10 protein-coding genes are annotated in these 16,399 nt (G+C 55.0%); 7 read left to right on the top strand and 3 right to left on the bottom strand.

The window, feature by feature from the left end; all coding sequences use genetic code 11:
* Positions 1 to 79: 79 nt before the first annotated feature.
* Positions 80 to 1,792 (bottom strand): TolC family protein, encoded by a 1,713-nt coding sequence (locus SH573x_RS16020; protein ID WP_479348601.1) that lies wholly within the window; start codon positions 1,790 to 1,792, stop codon positions 80 to 82.
* 551 nt (positions 1,793 to 2,343) lie between these two features.
* On the opposite strand from SH573x_RS16020, the gene SH573x_RS16015 reads away from it, so the two are divergent.
* From SH573x_RS16015 to SH573x_RS15990, 6 genes are all read left to right on the top strand, one after another.
* Positions 2,344 to 3,495: a helix-turn-helix domain-containing protein gene (locus SH573x_RS16015; RefSeq protein WP_479348600.1), complete on the top strand. Its 1,152-nt coding sequence runs from the start codon at positions 2,344 to 2,346 to the stop codon at positions 3,493 to 3,495.
* Positions 3,496 to 4,698: 1,203 nt separating this feature from the next.
* Complete coding sequence (locus SH573x_RS16010) at positions 4,699 to 6,597, top strand: hypothetical protein (RefSeq protein ID WP_479348598.1); 1,899 nt, start codon at positions 4,699 to 4,701, stop codon at positions 6,595 to 6,597.
* A 216-nt stretch (positions 6,598 to 6,813) separates the two neighbouring features.
* The gene (locus SH573x_RS16005; RefSeq protein ID WP_479348597.1) at positions 6,814 to 7,878 is read left to right on the top strand and encodes a ComEC/Rec2 family competence protein; all 1,065 of its coding nucleotides are present in this window, start codon (positions 6,814 to 6,816) and stop codon (positions 7,876 to 7,878) included.
* Between the two features lie 84 nt (positions 7,879 to 7,962).
* The gene (locus SH573x_RS16000) at positions 7,963 to 10,797 is read left to right on the top strand and encodes a DUF1553 domain-containing protein (RefSeq protein WP_479348596.1); all 2,835 of its coding nucleotides are present in this window, start codon (positions 7,963 to 7,965) and stop codon (positions 10,795 to 10,797) included.
* A gap of 4 nt (positions 10,798 to 10,801) precedes the next feature.
* The gene (locus tag SH573x_RS15995; protein WP_479348595.1) at positions 10,802 to 12,262 is read left to right on the top strand and encodes a DUF1501 domain-containing protein; all 1,461 of its coding nucleotides are present in this window, start codon (positions 10,802 to 10,804) and stop codon (positions 12,260 to 12,262) included.
* A gap of 285 nt (positions 12,263 to 12,547) precedes the next feature.
* Positions 12,548 to 13,723: an HD-GYP domain-containing protein gene (locus SH573x_RS15990; protein ID WP_479348594.1), complete on the top strand. Its 1,176-nt coding sequence runs from the start codon at positions 12,548 to 12,550 to the stop codon at positions 13,721 to 13,723.
* 457 nt (positions 13,724 to 14,180) lie between these two features.
* Here SH573x_RS15990 and SH573x_RS15985 read toward each other — a convergent pair whose 3' ends face one another.
* Together SH573x_RS15985 and SH573x_RS15980 are read right to left on the bottom strand one after the other, a co-directional pair.
* Positions 14,181 to 15,140, bottom strand: a complete 960-nt coding sequence (locus tag SH573x_RS15985; protein ID WP_479348593.1) for an SRPBCC domain-containing protein — start codon at positions 15,138 to 15,140, stop codon at positions 14,181 to 14,183.
* Positions 15,124 to 15,495, bottom strand: a complete 372-nt coding sequence (locus tag SH573x_RS15980) for an ArsR/SmtB family transcription factor (RefSeq protein ID WP_479348592.1) — start codon at positions 15,493 to 15,495, stop codon at positions 15,124 to 15,126. Before SH573x_RS15980 ends, SH573x_RS15985 begins: the two co-directional genes overlap by 17 nt.
* Positions 15,496 to 15,749: 254 nt before the next feature.
* On the opposite strand from SH573x_RS15980, the gene SH573x_RS15975 reads away from it, so the two are divergent.
* On the top strand, positions 15,750 to 16,397 hold the full coding sequence (locus SH573x_RS15975; protein ID WP_479348591.1) for a PEP-CTERM sorting domain-containing protein: 648 nt from the start codon (positions 15,750 to 15,752) through the stop codon (positions 16,395 to 16,397).
* Positions 16,398 to 16,399: the final 2 nt, after the last annotated feature.

Below are 16,399 nucleotides of genomic sequence, written 5' to 3'. Positions count from 1 at the left end.
CCGGTTGTTTGCAGATGCAATGGTTAGAGGGTGCTGAGCGCCTGGGGACAGCCGCTCTACATCAACACTCCAAGGAGGTTTACTGGCCGCTGAGTGATTGGTCGCGCAGGGCGGCATCGAGCGATGTGTCGACGTCACTGTCGAGGCTGCCCGAGAGTAACAGCTCTTCGATGTTCGCACCGGCTTGTGCCAGCTGAGTTTGCGCAGAAAGATATTCGAACATCGAATCAAAGTACGTTCGGCGAATTGTTAAGACTTGCAAGAAGTCGATCTCACCGGCTTTGAAGGTGATCTCAGCCAACTGGAGCATTTTCTCGGCTTTAGGTATGACGGCCGAGCGATACAGGGTCACCGAGGCAGCTGCCGAATCGTAGGTTTGCGAAACAGTCGCCAGGCGTGACTTGAGAGACAGCTGAATGCGTTGAACTTCATGTAACGCTCTACAATACTCAGCCTGGGCCGCCGATTGATTGCCTTGATTCTGATTGTTAATCGGTAGTGGTATGCCGATTTGAGTGTTGATCAGTTGACTGTCGGTAGCATTGTCGAACCCTGCGCCGAGCGACCAGTCGATATTGGGATGAGCTTGTACACGTTGACGATCAAGGTTGGCTCGAGCCCTGGCTACTCGCGTGTGAGCCGCCATGAGTTCGGGGCTCTCGTTGCAGATGCGCGCAAACTCGGCATCCCATTGGTAGTCACGCGGCTGTTCAGGCAGTTCACCACTTACGACCAGGTCGATCGCGTTGGGTTCATTGACCGTCGCCGATAAACGGCTACGCGCGCCAGTGAGATTCGCCAGGGCTTGTCGGTTGGAGATCATTACTTGTTGCAATTGAACTTCGGACTGCAACACATCGACTTCGGTGCCTTCACCGGCCTTCTTACGCTGGCTCACGACTTCAACTGCCTTCTCGGCCATTTGAACAAACTGTTGCGAAAGCACTAGTTTCTGCTGCGCGCCGAGCACATCGTAGTACGATTGTTTGACGTCGTTGGTGACGGCTCGCCGTTGTTGTTCGGCTTGCCACTTCAAGTTTTCAACTTCGTAGTTCAAAACGGATGTATTGCGATCGAGTTTTTGAGCGGTGACGATACTTTGTTGCACGACGACAGTATGTTGATCCGTACCGCGGTCGGCCAGTTGTGTTCCGTTATAGCCCACCCAAGGATTGGGACGCAGACTGACTTGATAGCGAAAGCCGGCCGCTTTAGAAACAGCTGCTTCAGCCTGACGGATAGACGGGTTGGCACCTAAGGCTGTCGCGACCAATTGTGCGAGTGAATAGCCGCTGGAGAAGGTGGCTTGAAAGAGATCTTCGTTGACTGGACTCGTATTGGCATCGTGCTTGTCAGCAACTGAATTGGTGGCACCGGTCGGAGAGTCTTTAGTTGATGAATCAACTTTCTCTGGCTGATCGTTTTTGGAATTTGTGCCGTCAGAGGGCGCTCGGCTCTGCTGGTCTTGACTGAAGTAGGTTACTTCGGTGGCGCGGATTAGCGGTGGCGTTTGGTCGGCGGTCGTATTGGGCGCGGAGGATGAATCGAGGTTGAGTGGGATGTTGTCGCGTTGATGTGCGTCCCTGCGATGGGAATCTTCGGGCAGGCTGTGAGCAGCCAACTGGATTTCAGAATTGGATTCGGACTCAACTCCCCTAGGTTGTTGAACCAGTCGCGCTGGGACCTTGCCAGTGGACGGAGCGCGACGACTGGGGCCGTGATGGCAGCCGCTAAGCGGTAGCCCGAGGGCCGTTGCCAGAAGCATCAATTTGAAGCTGTACCGATTCCGCATGCTCAGACATCCTTGTCAATGCTATCAATGCAATCATCGCATTGAGACTGTTCCTAAAGGTCGACATGGCGCAGTTGACGTCTCAAGCAGGAGTTGACCTTGGAGTGAGTCGGAGCTGTTCGTCGACGGGCTGACCTCTACTTGTAGAAATGTCAGCCTAGTCGGCAGCTGCGGTAGGACTTCGAGTGCTTCCTAGAACACGCGGTAGTGTTTCCTCAACGTTTTCTCTGCGGGCTCTGCGGACTCTGCGTTTTGAAGAAACCTGCCAATTGGATCCGCGGCGTAGGTTGCGCACCAGTGCCACCCAGAACCCTAAACGCCATGCAATGGAACGACTTAAAAGCTGTGCGATCTCTACGGGTGAAAGGGGGGGAATGGGGGCTTTGCGAAAACTGGTGGCTCCAGCTGCGTTGGTGGTAGCGAAAAACTTCCGTAATTCTGTATTTGCTAGTGTCAACTTTGGGGCAGTTGGCACCATTTTTAAGGGTGGTCATGGGCGGAATTCTAACCCGGGATCCCAAGACCTGTCGCCCGATTGAGAAGCAGAGCGAATGCCGAATATTGCAATCCTGATGAGTCGTTGGACTCCTCAGAACTATGAAGTCGTGCGCGGAATTTATGATTTCGCGCATTCGCTTCAGGACTGGAACCTGCAGACTTTTGAAGAAACGCGATCCAATGCGATCCGGGCTGCGCTCGCCTGGCAGGCTCATGCGTTGGTTTGCGTCATCGAGCCGGATGGGGCACCGAATGTGGAGGACTTTGCCCAGCTCAGCGTGCCGGTTGTTTTGGTGGGCAACAATCTTCCCAGAGCTTGTGCACTACCAGGGGCGACTACAAACGTCGCAAGTTTGGGACAGCTCATTCTTCAACACTTACAGAGTATCGCTTACCAACAGGTGATGTGGGTTTCTCAAACGGAAGACTTGAAGATAGCCGCGAATCTGACGAGCGTATTTGAGTCGCGGTTGACCCAGCACACATTGCGGTTGACGCCCGCGCAGTTGAGAGCCACTCAGCCTGAGCCGACCGAAGAATTGGTGCGTTGGATCGGCAATCGCGAAACTTCGTCGGTGATCATTGCCAGCGACGAAGATGTGGCAGTGTACATGAAGCGAGTGGCGGTTCGTTTAGGATGCCAAATTCCACAACAGCTGGCCATCATCAGTTTGCGAGACGGGTTGTCATTGAGCTTGCCAGGGTTGTCGATTACCAGTGTAGTGCAACCCAATCATGAGTTGGGCTACCAGTCCGCTCGCCTGGTTCATCGCTTGATCGCGGGCCAACCGGTGCCCTCGGAGCCGGTGCTGGTGGATGCCTTGCATTTAACCTGCCGGGCTTCGAGCGTTGAGTCGGGGCAAGATTTGGCCATTGAACGGGCGGTGAAGTTCATTAACGAAAACGCGACGCGGGGCATTACCGTATCGGAAGTTATGGCCTTTCAACAAACTTCCCGGGTTACCTTTGAACGTCAGTTTCAGGCCACCATGCATTGCACGCCCGGTGAATACATCCGGCGCATCAAAGTTCAGAAAGCTTGTGAACTGCTCGGTCAAACGACTCAAAGCGTCGAATCGATCGGCAAAGCGTGCGGTTATCATTCGCCAGCCAAATTCTCGTCATTCTTCAAACGCGCCATGGGAGTTAGCCCAGCCGCCTACCGCCGCAAAGGCCAAGCCAGTCCAACCTCGTTTAACCCGTAACCGCCAGGCGAGGCGCACCCTCTAACCCAAGTTAACTGTAGGTTTGCACAGCGCTATCGGGCATTCGCAGGCTTAGCTCGTTTAACCCGTAGCCGCCAGGCGAGGCGCACCCTCTAACCCAAGTTAACTGTAGGTTTGAACAGCGCTATCGGGCATTCGCAGGCTTAGCTCGTTAAACCCGTAGCCGCGAAGGCGAGGCGCACCCTCTAACCCAAGTTAGCTGCAGGTTTGCACAGCGCTATCGGGCATTCGCAGGCTTAGCTCGCTTAACCCGTAGCCGCCAGGCGAGGCGCACCCTCTAACCCAAGTTAACTGTAGGTTTGCACCGCGCTATCGGGCATTCGCAGGCTTAGCTCGTTTAACCCGTAACCGCCAGGCGAGGCGCACCCTCTAACCCAAGTTAACTGTAGGTTTGCACATCGCTATCGGGCATTCGCAGGCTTAGCTCGTTTAACCCGTAGCCGCCAGGCGAGGCGCACTCTCTAACCCAAGTTAGCTGTAGGTTTGCACAGCGCTATCGGGCATTCGCAGGCTTAGCTCGTTTAACCCGTAGCCGCCAGGCGAGGCGCACCCTCTAACCCAAGTTAACTGGAGGATGGCGCAGAGTTGGTTAGAGGGTGCACCTCGCCTGTCGGCTACGGGTTAAACGATGACGCCAAACTCAGGCGGTGCGGCGCATCAGCAATTCTCTGGAAAAACCCCCAAGTTCCTCAGAATGTGGTCCAGAATGCCGCATCCGACATGTGTAGGGTCATCGTTAAAGAACACAGCTTGGGCTGCGACAATAATTTACTTGTTCTTTTGCTTAGAGCTCTAGCTGTTTTACCAAAAAATTGTTAATCTGGGTTGCCCGGGCAATCCTGGCAATTAAAGTTTCGTGGTAAGTGAAACTTTTAGGCGCGGGATTCATAGATTCCGGTGGCCATTCACCCAAGCAATTTGATCGTTGGCGATGTCCCAAACAGAGTCAACGTTCGCCCGAACTAGTCAACGTGGAGCAACTCTCTGCGCGAAGGATCGTTGGCTAGGACATCAAAGCTTCGCTTATCAGCCGGCACAAGCGGAAAGTCGGCGGTCCAACCGAAGCTCTTTCGTTGGAGAATTCCGCGTTTGTTCCGATGGTGTGCGAATGCACTCCTGATCAAGTTTGGCGTTTTTTTGTGACCGCAGACGGTCACTATAGATAACCTCGAGGAGTTTGCTATGAGAGTTCGTTTGTTCATGTTCGGTCTGATGACCACGCTAGCGGTTATCAGCCCGGTGTCGGCTGGCTTCGGCCATCGACGTCATCAGAAGAGCAGTTGTGATGCTGGTTGCTCGTCGGCACCAGCTACCAGCTGCAGCAGTGGATGCGGCGAAGCTGCACCAAGCTGTGGTGGTGGATGTGGCGAAGCCGCACCAGCCGCTTCGGCTTGTGGTGGCGGATGTGGCGCTGCTGAATCGTCCTGCGGCGGCGGCTGCGGTGCTGGTTCGGGTTGCGGTGGCGGTTCGGCTTGCGGTGGCGGCGACGCCAGCGGTGGCTGCGGATCGCAAACCACCTACGTCGAAAAGACTGTGATGGTTCCCCAACAAGTCCAAGAGATGCGTACTGTTACCAAGACGCTGAGCCGTCAAGAACAACGCACTCGCACCTACACGGTCAACAAGCGCGTTGCACGCACTGAGACCAAGACGCAAGACTACACGGTTCAAGTGCCTGTTCAACAGACCCGCACCGAAACCTACACCGTCTGTGTGCCTAAGCAAGAAACGCAAACCTACACCGTTCGCGTTCCTTCGACCGTTATGGAAGAACAGGCTTATACCGTTACGGTTCCTGTTTACACCGAAGTCGAAGTTCCTTACACCGTTACCGTGCCTGTAACCACTCAAGAAGCACAAACCTACACCGTCACAGTTCCTGTTTCGGTTGATGTGGTTCAAGACTACACGGTTACCGTTCCTGTAACCACGATGGTTGAAGAAGCTTACACCGTCAGCGTTCCAGTTACGACCATGGTCGACGAAAGCTACACCGTTAGCGTTCCAGTCACCACCCAAGAAGAACAAACCTACACCGTCAATGTTCCTTACACTGAAATGCGTACGGCAACTCGCACTGTATGCACCAAGGTTCCTGTTACCCGGACTCGCACCGTAACCAAGGACATGGGATCGTATCAAACTGTTCAGGAAGAAATTCCTGTTAGCGGTGGATGCGGCAGCAGCGCTCCAGCTTCCAGCTGTGGCGGTTGCGGAAGCAGCAATGGCGGTTGCGGCAGCAGCTGTGGCGGTTGCGGCAGCAGCTGCGGTGGTTGCGGCGCTGCTGACAGCGGCTGCGGTGGCGGTTGCGGCGGTGGCTGTGCACCAGCTACCACGACTGTCTGCAAGAAGGTTTGGGTTCCTAACGTTGTAACCGAAGAAGTTCCTTACACCGTTTACGAAAGCCAAAGCAGCGAAGTTCCTTATCAGTACTCGGTCAGCCTGTGCCGTCAAGAAACGCGTACTCGTACCGTTCCTAAGACGACCTACACGACCGAAACCAAGGTTCGTCAAGTTCCTCGCACCAGCTACACCACCGAGACCAAGACTCGCTCGGTTCCCAAGACCTCGATGACCACCGAAACTCGTCAACGTACTGTTAAGCAGTGCTCGACGAAGACCGAAGAGCGTACTCGTATGGTCAGCAAGACCAGCTACACCACCGAAACGCGCACCCGCAAGGAAAAGCGCTGCTCGATGAACACCGAAACTCGCACTCGTCAAGTTGCGAAGACTGTTTACAGCGACGAAGCACGTACTCGTACCGTCACCGTCAACAGCTCCGAAACTCGCACCCGCGAAGTTCCATACACCACCTACACGACCGAAACCCGTCAACGTACTTACAACGTGACTGTCTATGACAACGTCGCCGAAGAAAAGACCGACACCTACACGGTTTGTGTACCTTACACGGTGGAAGAGCAAGTTCCTGTGACCGTGACCAAGATGGTTCCACAAACCATTTCGGTACCTGTTACGACTAGCTGCGGTGGTTGCGGCGCTCCAGCTGCTAGCAGCTGTGGCGGTTGTGGCTCAGCAGCGCCTGCCAGCACCGGATGCAGCAGCTGCGGAGGCTAATAACCTTCGAGTTTGTTCTGAACGGTTGCCTTAGCCGAACAGCACAAGCACACTAAAAGTAGAACGGCCGGTAGCTTTTTTGCTGCCGGCCGTTTCTTTTTTTATGTGTTGGAAATCGGAAGTTTGAATTCTCTCTCCGCAGAACATACAATGCGGTCTGCCTTGACCTGCCCCGCCCCGCCCTTCCCCTACACATATATCTGCGGTCCCCCAACTATGCGATCCTGGTTTGCCTGCCTGGCCTTGTCCGTGACACTCTCACTTGCCTGTATGCTGACCACAGCCGTACCGGGTGCTGACATTCAGCCCGGGCAACTGAACATCCTGTGGATCGATACCGAAGGCGGCGCCGCTACGCTGATCGTCACTCCGGCTGGTGAGTCAATTCTGATCGATTCAGGAAACCCCGGCGTTCGCGACGCCGATCGCATCGCCAAAGTCGCTACCCGCACCGCGGGCCTGACACGCATCGATCACTTGATCACGACCCACTATCACATCGACCATTACGGCGGCGCAGCCACGTTATCGAAAATGATTCCCATCGGAACGGTGCATGACAACGGCGAGTTCGCCGGCATGCCCGAACATCCCGATAAAGCGTATCGCGAGTTCCAGTGCGAAAAACGATCGGTGCTCAACCCTGGTGGCACTGTTGAACTGAAACAACACACCGGTGCGCCTGAGGTCAAACTGCTGTGTCTAGGAACACGCAAGCAGTTTATCGATCCCAAACTGGTTGGCATGCGCGACAATCGCGAGATTGGCTCGCAACACCGCCCCAAAGATCGCGACGGCTCCGATAACGCCAACTCGGTAGTCATGTTGCTCTCGTGTGGCGACTTCCGCTTCTTCGATGCCGGCGATCTAACTTGGAATCAAGAAGTTTCGTTAGTTAATCCCTATGACCTGGTCGGTTCAGTGGATGTGTATCAAGTCACTCATCATGGACTCGATGCCAGCAACAACCCCGTCGTGATACGGACCGTCAAGCCAACGGTGGCCATTATGAATAATGGTCATGAGAAAGGCTGCGCACCCGACGTGTTTGCCGATTTGAGAGAAACCAAGTCTGTCAAAGCCATCTATCAAGTCCACAAGAATTTGCGGGCCGATGGTCAAATGGCCAATGCCCCAGATGAATTTATCGCCAACCATGAACATGCTGGCAAGTGTAATGGTCACCCTATTCTTCTATCAGTATCCTCCGACGCGTCTAACTATACTGTAAAGGTTCCCTCTCAAAGCCATCAGGCGACCTATCAGACCACTAAGAAATAGGTTGCACTCATAACATAGGTTGCAAGTGTGCGGATGGAATCGAGCAAGCGTCGCCGAGTAACTTATTGGCTTATCGGGCTAACATTGATTAGCCTCTTAGCAACGCGTCCGGCCAAGTGCCAGGAACCGGTTGATTACCAGCGCGATATAAAGCCGCTGCTGACGACGCATTGTTATGCGTGCCACGGGGCGCTCAAGCAGTCTGGTGGGCTGCGTCTGGATACCGCCGCACTGGCTAGACAAGGTGGCGATAGCGGACCCGCCATCGCCTTGAATTCAAACGAGTCTAACTTGCTGCTGGCACGCATTACCAGTAGCCAGGCGGATGTGCGCATGCCACCGGAAGGCCAAATGCTAACCGACGCGCAAGTCGCGTTACTGCAACGTTGGATTGAAAGCGGAGCGGCAGCGCCCGAGGACGAACAACCGCAAGCTGACCCGCTAGCGCATTGGGCTTTTGTAGAACCGCGACAACAATTGCCGCGCGACCTGCCTGCTTCAGCCGGGTCCCGCCCGATCGACTTGTGGTTGCAAGCGGCACAGGCGAACCTGGGCGCGGAGCCGCTACCGAGTGCCACTGGGCACGAGCTGCTGCGACGCGTGACCTTGGATTTAATCGGCGTGCCGCCTACCCCGCAAGAGATGGCTGCCTTTCTGCAAGACCCATCACCGGAGGCTTATGACAAAGTTGTCGATCGGTTATTAGCGCGTCCCGAATACGGCCAGCGCTGGGGGCGGCACTGGATGGATGTGTGGCGCTATAGCGATTGGTACGGTCGACGCGCGGTACCGGACGTTATGAACAGTTACCCGCAAATCTGGCGCTGGCGCGATTGGATCGTACGTTCGCTCAATGAAGACAAGGGCTATGACCAAATGGTCATGCAGATGATTGCAGCCGACGAACTCATGCCCAATGATCCATCTAATGTCGTGGCCACTGGTTTCATCGTTCGCAATTGGTACAAGTGGAACTATGAAACCTGGATGAAAGACAACGTCGAGCATACGGGTAAAGCGTTCTTGGGTTTGACGTTGAACTGCGCTATGTGTCATGACCACAAATATGACCCGATATCGCAGGAAGACTATTTTCGCTTCCGCGCCTTCTTCGAGCCGCTGGAAATGCGACATGATCGCGTCGCCGGCGAAGCAGATCCAGGGCCATTTAAAAAGTATGTCTATGCCGAGAGCTATGGTCCCATCAACTCCGGCGCCATTCGTATCTTTGATGAAAAACTCGATGCCCAGACGTTCATGTTTCGCGGTGGCGATGCCCGCAATCGAATCGAAGGTCAACCGGCAGTGGAGTGTGGTCCCCCGCGGCAACTGACCAGGGGCGAGTTCAAGATCGAACCGATTGAGTTGCCTGTCGAAGCAGCTTACCCTGGACTGCAAGCTTTCCTTCGCGAAGAAGAGTTGACCAAACTGCAGCGGCAGCGAGACGAGCAGCAAGTTCAATTCGATACTGCACAGTCAAACGCCAAGAACTTGGCAGCTGAATTTCACAAATTGCAAGCTGCCGCGGAAGGTCCGAAAACCGCTGCCAACTATCCGCATCCTGGGGCGCTGAGCGCTGCCCAGCGCGCTAGCGACGATGCGCGCCTGGCTAACCAAATTCAGCAATCAGCTCTAGAGCTAGCCGATGCGCGACTGGAGAATTTGAAACTGCGCATCGCCGCCGACGATGCGCAGTACCGCGGTCAAGGTGAGGCGGGCGAACTGATAAAGCTGGCGGAGGCCTCAGAGAGGCAAGTCGACTACCTGAACCTGCGGCATGCAAACATGGTTGCCGAACAAACGCTGCTGCAGGCGGAACGAGCTGCGGCCGAAGCACCGCAGGATAAGCCCGAGCAGCTTGAGGCGACCAAGAAAGCTGTCAAAACAGCCAGTGATGCGTTAGGCAGTAGTCGCATCGCCCTCGATGCAGCTCGTAGCCAACTGATTAACCATGACGGTCAATATCGTGCGCTTTCACCCAAGTATCCCAACCAATCCACTGGTCGCCGCACGGCGCTAGCCAAATGGTTGACCAGTCCTGAAAACACACTTACTGCCCGCGTAGCCGTCAACCATATGTGGATGCGTCACTTTGGTGCGCCTCTGGTCGAAAGCGTGGATAACTTTGGCATCCAAGGCAAACGGCCAACGCATCCTGAGCTACTGGATTGGCTGGCTGTTGAACTGATGCGTCAGAACTGGAGTATGAAGGCGATCCATCGCTTGATCGTCACCAGCCAAGCGTACCAGCGCAGTTCGCATGTCACTTTGACTGATCATCCGAGCTATGCCAGGGATCGCGATAATCGTTCACTGTGGCATTTTCCTGCGCGACGCATGGAAGCCGAAGTGGTGCGCGACAGCGTGCTGGCCTGTGCCGGGGCTCTCGATCGCACGCATGGAGGACCAGAAATTCACACCGACCAGGCGACCAAGACTCCACGCCGCAGCATGTACTTTGTACAGCACGGCGAAGCACAGATGCTCTTCTTGAGTACCTTTGATGGAGCCAATGTCTGCGACTGTTATCGTCGTACGAGCACCGTCTTGCCATCGCAGGCGTTGGCGCTGACCAATAGTGAAATGCTGATCCATTACGCGCGGCTGTGCGCTGCCAAAATCAATGCAAATCTAGATCCACAGAAGATAGTTGATGGATCAAGTAATGCTGCGTTTGTGTCGTCGGCCTTTGAGAACTGTCTCAACCGGCCCGCTAGCCCAGGAGAACTGCATGCCAGTCTTGAGTTCCTCGAGCAGTTGCAGTCGCTGGAGTTTGATCCGGTCAAGGATGCTCCAGCTGCCAAGGCGGACGCCAATGCTTGGGCGATTCAAGCCCCTGCAGAGGATCGACACCTGCGGGCACGCGAGAATTTCATCATGGCCCTTTTTAATCACAACGACTTTGTGACCATCAGGTGAATACATGGCCAGAACTACTTCACCATTTTGTGGTCGCATCAATCGCCGGGGATTTCTCAGCGGGCTGGGGATGGGCATCGGCACGTTGGCTGCCGGGCAACTGTTGGCTGAAGACGAGGCCGCCGGTGTAATTCAACGAGGCGCGCGAGCGGCTCGAGCGAAGAATGTGATCTGGGTGTTCCTCTCGGGTGGCGTTAGTCATCTGGAGACCTTTGATCCCAAGCCGATGCTCAATAGGTTTGCGGGCAAGACGTTTGATGAGACAGGCTTGGGCAATCCCCAAAAGTTACCCATCTATCTTGAGCGTTCACGTTCAGTCGTCGGCATGGATCGCGAAGTCATCTCCAAGATCATGCCGCTGCAGGTTGGCTTTCGAAAGCGCGGGCAAAACGGCATCGAGGTCAGTGATTGGTTGCCGCACTTGGGTGGCGTGGTAGACGATCTGTGTATCGTGCGGTCAATGTACACCACTGATAACGATCACAACGCCGAGTTCCAGTTTCATACCGGGCGTCATTCGCTGGATGAGCAGCAGCCGACCATTGGCTCTTGGATCTCGTATGGGTTAGGTAGCCTGAACGAAAATTTGCCGCGGTTTGTATTTCTAGGTCGATACACCGACACGCGCGTCAAGCGCAACTTTGATGCGAACTACTTGGGGCCAGCCCATGCGGGCATCGAGCTCTCGCTCGATCCAGCCAATCCCCTACCCTTTGGTAAACGCACGGGCGGAGTTACGGCTGAAGAGCAACGCCGACAGTTTGAGTTGATTCACCAATGGAATCGCCTAACGGCCCAGCAGCATCCGGAGGATGCCGAGCTCAAGGCGCGCATGAAAGCGTACGAGTTGGCGTTTCGCATGCAGATGTCAGCGCCCGAAGCACTCGATCTGGCTAGTGAATCGGCTGAGACGCAAGCTCTGTATGGTCTGAACAATCCGACGACCGAACTCTACGGGCGGAGACTGTTAACCGCGCGTCGCCTGGCAGAACGTGGTGTGCGATTTACGCTGGTCTATTTGAGCGACTACGGCGAGTGGGACTCACATAGCAATATCAAAGAGTTGCATGCCAAGAGTTGCGCGCGAGTGGATCAGCCTCTGGCAGCGCTGGTCAGCGATCTTAAACGTCGTGGCATGTTGGATGATACAATAGTCGTGTGTGCAACAGAATTTGGACGCACACCAGCCTTGGAGTTTACGGCACTCAACAAAGCGGGCACTGGTCGCGATCACCATCCTCACGGTTTTACGATTTGGATGGCCGGTGGTGGAACCAAGGCTGGCTATGTCCATGGCAATACTGACGAGTTGGGCTTTCATGCGATCGAACAACCGCATTACGTGACCGACATTCACGCAACCACGCTGAAACTGCTGGGACTGGATGGCCGAGACTTGGCCTTACCTGAAAGAAAGCGGCTGGAACTGGATTATGGTCAGCCGATCGACGACATTTTGGTTTGAGAATTCCAAACCAACTCTGGCTCACAACTCCATGTGAAAAGTCGTCCGCAGCCAGACTGCCGGCTCAGAGCCTTCGGGCGCTGGAGCCTCTGGGCGGCAGTTGGCGTCACGGCGAACTCACAAGGTGAGAGGGGCATCACTGGGATGCGAGCCACCAGGGGTAAATATCGTCAAACTCAGCGGAGATTCCGTAGACAATTCGACAAAATTCAAACCGATAATATAAGAGGTCAGGTCAATTTTCTAGCCTGGCCCGGGTTCTGCTCCCACTACAGGCGTTCCTCCATGAGTTCGGCGCTGCGCGAGATAGCAATTAGCGAGTTGGTCGTTGGCCAGCCGCTATTTGCTGACATTATCGATCCCTCTGGACGTGTCCTGCTCAAGCAAGGGCATGTGCTCTTGAAGAGTGTCGTGGATCGCTGGCTGAGCCACGGTTTTCACAAAGTCTTAGTGCCCCTTGACGATCAGCCGCAGCTTCCCCAGCTTTCTTCTGAGGATGCCCGCCTGGTTCGGCCGTACGATCCGGGCTTGGTTCGCGAAGTTGAGTCTGCAGTCAGGCAATCCAAAGCAGCCATTGAGCAGATGATCGTCGATCTGGCTGTGCGCGATGAGCCCCAGTTGGGAGCCCTCGAATCCATACTCGATCAAATTGCAGAAGCCTTGCAGACCGACAGCGATGTGGTCTTGGCTAACGCTCATCGAGAAATCGATACTCCCTGCCAGACAGAAAATGAACGCAGGATCAAACGCGGAGTTATCCTCTCGGCCTTAGGCTCAGCCGTAGCAGCACAGTTAGAGTTGAGCACCGCAGATTGCCTGACGATCGCGTTGGCCGGTGCGCTGCATGACATCGCGTTGTTCGAAGAAACCAAAGCTATGTACTTGGGCGATCGTCCAATGCCGGCAGAGATCGAAGAGGCCTATCGCAAGCACGGCGACTTTAGTGCAGAACTGTTGGGCAATTGTCGACACGTCTCGATTCAGGTCCGCGTGATCATCTCGCAGGTACACGAGCAGATAGATGGTTCCGGCTTTCCCAAAGGACTGCGCGGCAATTTGCTAAGCACGCATAGCCGCATTTTGAATCTCGTTGACGCCTATTTGACTTTAATCGATCCTAATGCTCGGCAGTCGTTTGTACCAGCGGATGCCTTAGCCTACCTGGTTCGTCAAACCACGCGCGGAGCATTCGACTATCAATGTATGCGGGCGCTATTGAAAGCTATCTCGATTTATCCCATTGGATCGAGTGTGTTGCTTAACGATAACACCGCAGCCGTGGTCGTCCGCAGTTCGCGCTCCGATCCGATGCGCCCCATCGTGCGCGTCGATGGAGCAGACGAGTCGATGGTAGATCTGCGTCGCTCTGAGCTATTCATCAAAGAACCAGCCCTCGATGGGCAGCATCCCACTCGCAGGCGCTTGCGTCGTTCTGAACTGGATCGCGTTCTCTGGCAGTGACGGTCACCTCTCCCGCGCAGCGGGGGAGGTCGCAGACGAGGCTTTAGCCGAAGTCTGCGGGAGGGGGCACAGCACCAGGCAAGACTCCTGCGGTAACAACTGTAGCCGAAGTCGCCAGACTTTGGACGCGTCACCAATCGATCCCCCAATCTCTGGCGAGATCGGCTACGTACCAAGACCCGATCCCGAATCTCGCTACGGCTCGATTCGACCTCCCCAAGACGAAGCCTTGGAGAGGTGACGGTCACCTCTCCCGCGCAGCGGGGGAGGTCGCAGACGAGGCGTTAGCCGAAGTCTGCGGGAGGGGGCACAGCACCAGGCAAGACTCCTGCGGTAACAACTGTAGCCGAAGTCGCCAGACTTTGGACGCGTCACCAATCGATCCCCCAATCTCTGGCGAGATCGGCTACGTACCAAGACCCGATCCCGAATCTCGCTACGGCTCGATTCGACCTCATCAAGACGAAGCCTTGGAGAGGTGACGCTGCTCGAGCTGGTCGAACGATTGAGTCCAGCCTTGCGTCAAGCTAGTGCGCTGTTCAGCGAAGGCGTTCCGCTGCTGATCGGTTGCCAGGCCGCACGGTTCCATGATGAGCGTTACGCGCGTCGACGCTTTATATTCGGTGGTGAATTCAACTGAGACCGACAGGGCCTCAGGAAACTCTGGCCAGTAAGGATGAGCGGTTAACTTCGCGTCTGCGTCACAGAAGCGTTGGATGTACACAATGCTATCCACACCCACTCGTACAAACTCCAATTGACCGTAGAAGGATTGGGCGTGTTGGTCGGTCATTTTATAAAGCAGTTTGTCGCCTGCGCGAATTTCTCCGCTGATGACGGACATTTGGAGTCCTTCAGGTGGCAACCAATCAGCCAATGTCTGGGCTTCGAACCACATACCAGCCACAAACTCCGGTGGGGCTGCGAAACTGCGATTGATCACAAATGAAGTTTTATCACGTTGTGTTTGGTCAAGATATTCCGCCAGGCGATCCCAAGTTGCATTGCCGCCAGCGGCTTTGACGAACTTGCGCGCAGCCGCAGCTTCTTCGGCTGTCGGGAGACTCATCGTCATATCCATCGTGGTCTGGCCATCGGCTTCAGTAAAGATCACCGTGACACGAAACATGGGCGGGCGATCATCGCTGCCGCCGTGATCGTATACCAGTTTCTTGTACGGCTCGACTTCCAAATAGATAGTCTTGTTGATGTAGTCGGTACCATCAGGGCCATGCATGGTATAAGACCAATGTCCGCCGGGGCGTAGATCTTTGCTGTGGGTAGTGAGCGTAAAGCCGCGCGGCCCCCACCACTTGGCCGCTTGCGTGTGATCGTTCCAGGCATCCCACACGATGTGCAGCGGCGCGTTGTAGATTCGTTCGATATGAATTTCATTGGGTTTAGGGTTGGCGACCATCGCGCTTCGCGCTCCGTTTCTTCGTTTTCTTTGAGGTTAGTGTCTCGAGGTAATTTCCAAAACGATCCAGAGTCTCTTCCATCTGCTGCCGGTATTGCTCCAAGTAGTCGACGGCCTCTCGTAGCCCAGCGGGATTTAAGTCACACAGTCGCCGCTGAGCGTCAGTCGTCTTGGTGACCAGCCCGGCGCGTTCCAAGACCTGCAAGTGCTTGGTTACCGCCGGCAGCGACATGTCTTCCAAAAACGGCTGCGCAAGCTCACTCACCGAAGCTTGACCCTTAGCCAGCCGAGCCAACATGGCTCGCCTGGTCGGATCAGCCAACGCCGCAAATTTCTGACTCAACAAATCGGCCATCACGATTCCTTGTAAACCATACGGTTAATTAACCGAGGGGTTAAATATAAGCCTGCCGCTTGGTCTGTCAAGCGTTTCTCGAGTGACTTCTCCATTCACTCAGAGACGTTCAGCGACCGCCAGTGTGAGGGCGCGCCAGGAGACTATTTGGAAAAATTTTTCATTTTGATGAAACAATTGGCCGCCTAAGTGGAATCGGTTCTCTGAGCCAGAGTGGCTCGTTGGCTGTCGCCCCAGTGAATCGAGTTCCCCACATGTTTGCCGCCGCTAATCTACGCGTGATCGCCGTATCTGCGATGTTCGCACTTTGGGTTACGCCCGCGCGGGCCGATATGATTCTCAACTTGATTGGCACCATTGAGTGGGACACGGCAGCCCAGCCAGGTGGACCGCAGCCGATTACCATTTCGGTCTCGTCCAACTCCACTCCTCCTACGGAGAACCTCCTCAACGCCTTCAGCGTCGGTATTCGTTTGGTGCCGGAAGCTGGCAGTTCCGGATCGCTGATGCTCTCTTCGGTAGCGCAGCCGACAGTCGATCGCGTCTTCGATAATTACAGTCCATTGGTTATCGCCCTACAGGATTCGGTCTACAGCGTCAGTGGCGATAACGCGGAATTTGTCAATGTGCCGATTCCTGCCAGCGGTCGCAGGTTGTTCGAAATGTTCTTGAACCGTCAAGGCGGAGATGTTTCCGGGTCTTTCTTGATTGTTGCCGATGGTCCCAAGAGCAATTACTTCACTACCAGTGAATTTGATGGTCTGAAGTTTGGCAATGTCGGTAACAGCGATCTCATCCTTGGTCGCCTGAACATCAACGTCTCCACTGTTCCCGAACCCTCAGCAGTTCTTCTATTCTCGCTCGTTAGCGCATGCAGTATCTGGCGTCTTCGACGACGCTAACG

The organism is Rania fehmarnensis, from assembly GCF_056494185.1.
This window is presented reverse-complemented; position numbering and strand designations above follow the sequence as displayed.

Excerpts from the sequence above, each read along its gene's own strand:
- SH573x_RS16020 (WP_479348601.1), bottom strand. The coding sequence starts at position 1,792 with ATGCGGAATCGGTACAGCTTCAAATTGATGCTTCTGGCAACGGCCCTC.
- SH573x_RS16015 (WP_479348600.1), top strand. The coding sequence starts at position 2,344 with ATGCCGAATATTGCAATCCTGATGAGTCGTTGGACTCCTCAGAACTAT.
- SH573x_RS16010 (WP_479348598.1), top strand. The coding sequence starts at position 4,699 with ATGAGAGTTCGTTTGTTCATGTTCGGTCTGATGACCACGCTAGCGGTT.
- SH573x_RS16005 (WP_479348597.1), top strand. The coding sequence starts at position 6,814 with ATGCGATCCTGGTTTGCCTGCCTGGCCTTGTCCGTGACACTCTCACTT.
- SH573x_RS15995 (WP_479348595.1), top strand. The coding sequence starts at position 10,802 with ATGGCCAGAACTACTTCACCATTTTGTGGTCGCATCAATCGCCGGGGA.
- SH573x_RS15990 (WP_479348594.1), top strand. The coding sequence starts at position 12,548 with ATGAGTTCGGCGCTGCGCGAGATAGCAATTAGCGAGTTGGTCGTTGGC.
- SH573x_RS15985 (WP_479348593.1), bottom strand. The coding sequence starts at position 15,140 with ATGGTCGCCAACCCTAAACCCAATGAAATTCATATCGAACGAATCTAC.
- SH573x_RS15980 (WP_479348592.1), bottom strand. The coding sequence starts at position 15,495 with ATGGCCGATTTGTTGAGTCAGAAATTTGCGGCGTTGGCTGATCCGACC.
- SH573x_RS15975 (WP_479348591.1), top strand. The coding sequence starts at position 15,750 with ATGTTTGCCGCCGCTAATCTACGCGTGATCGCCGTATCTGCGATGTTC.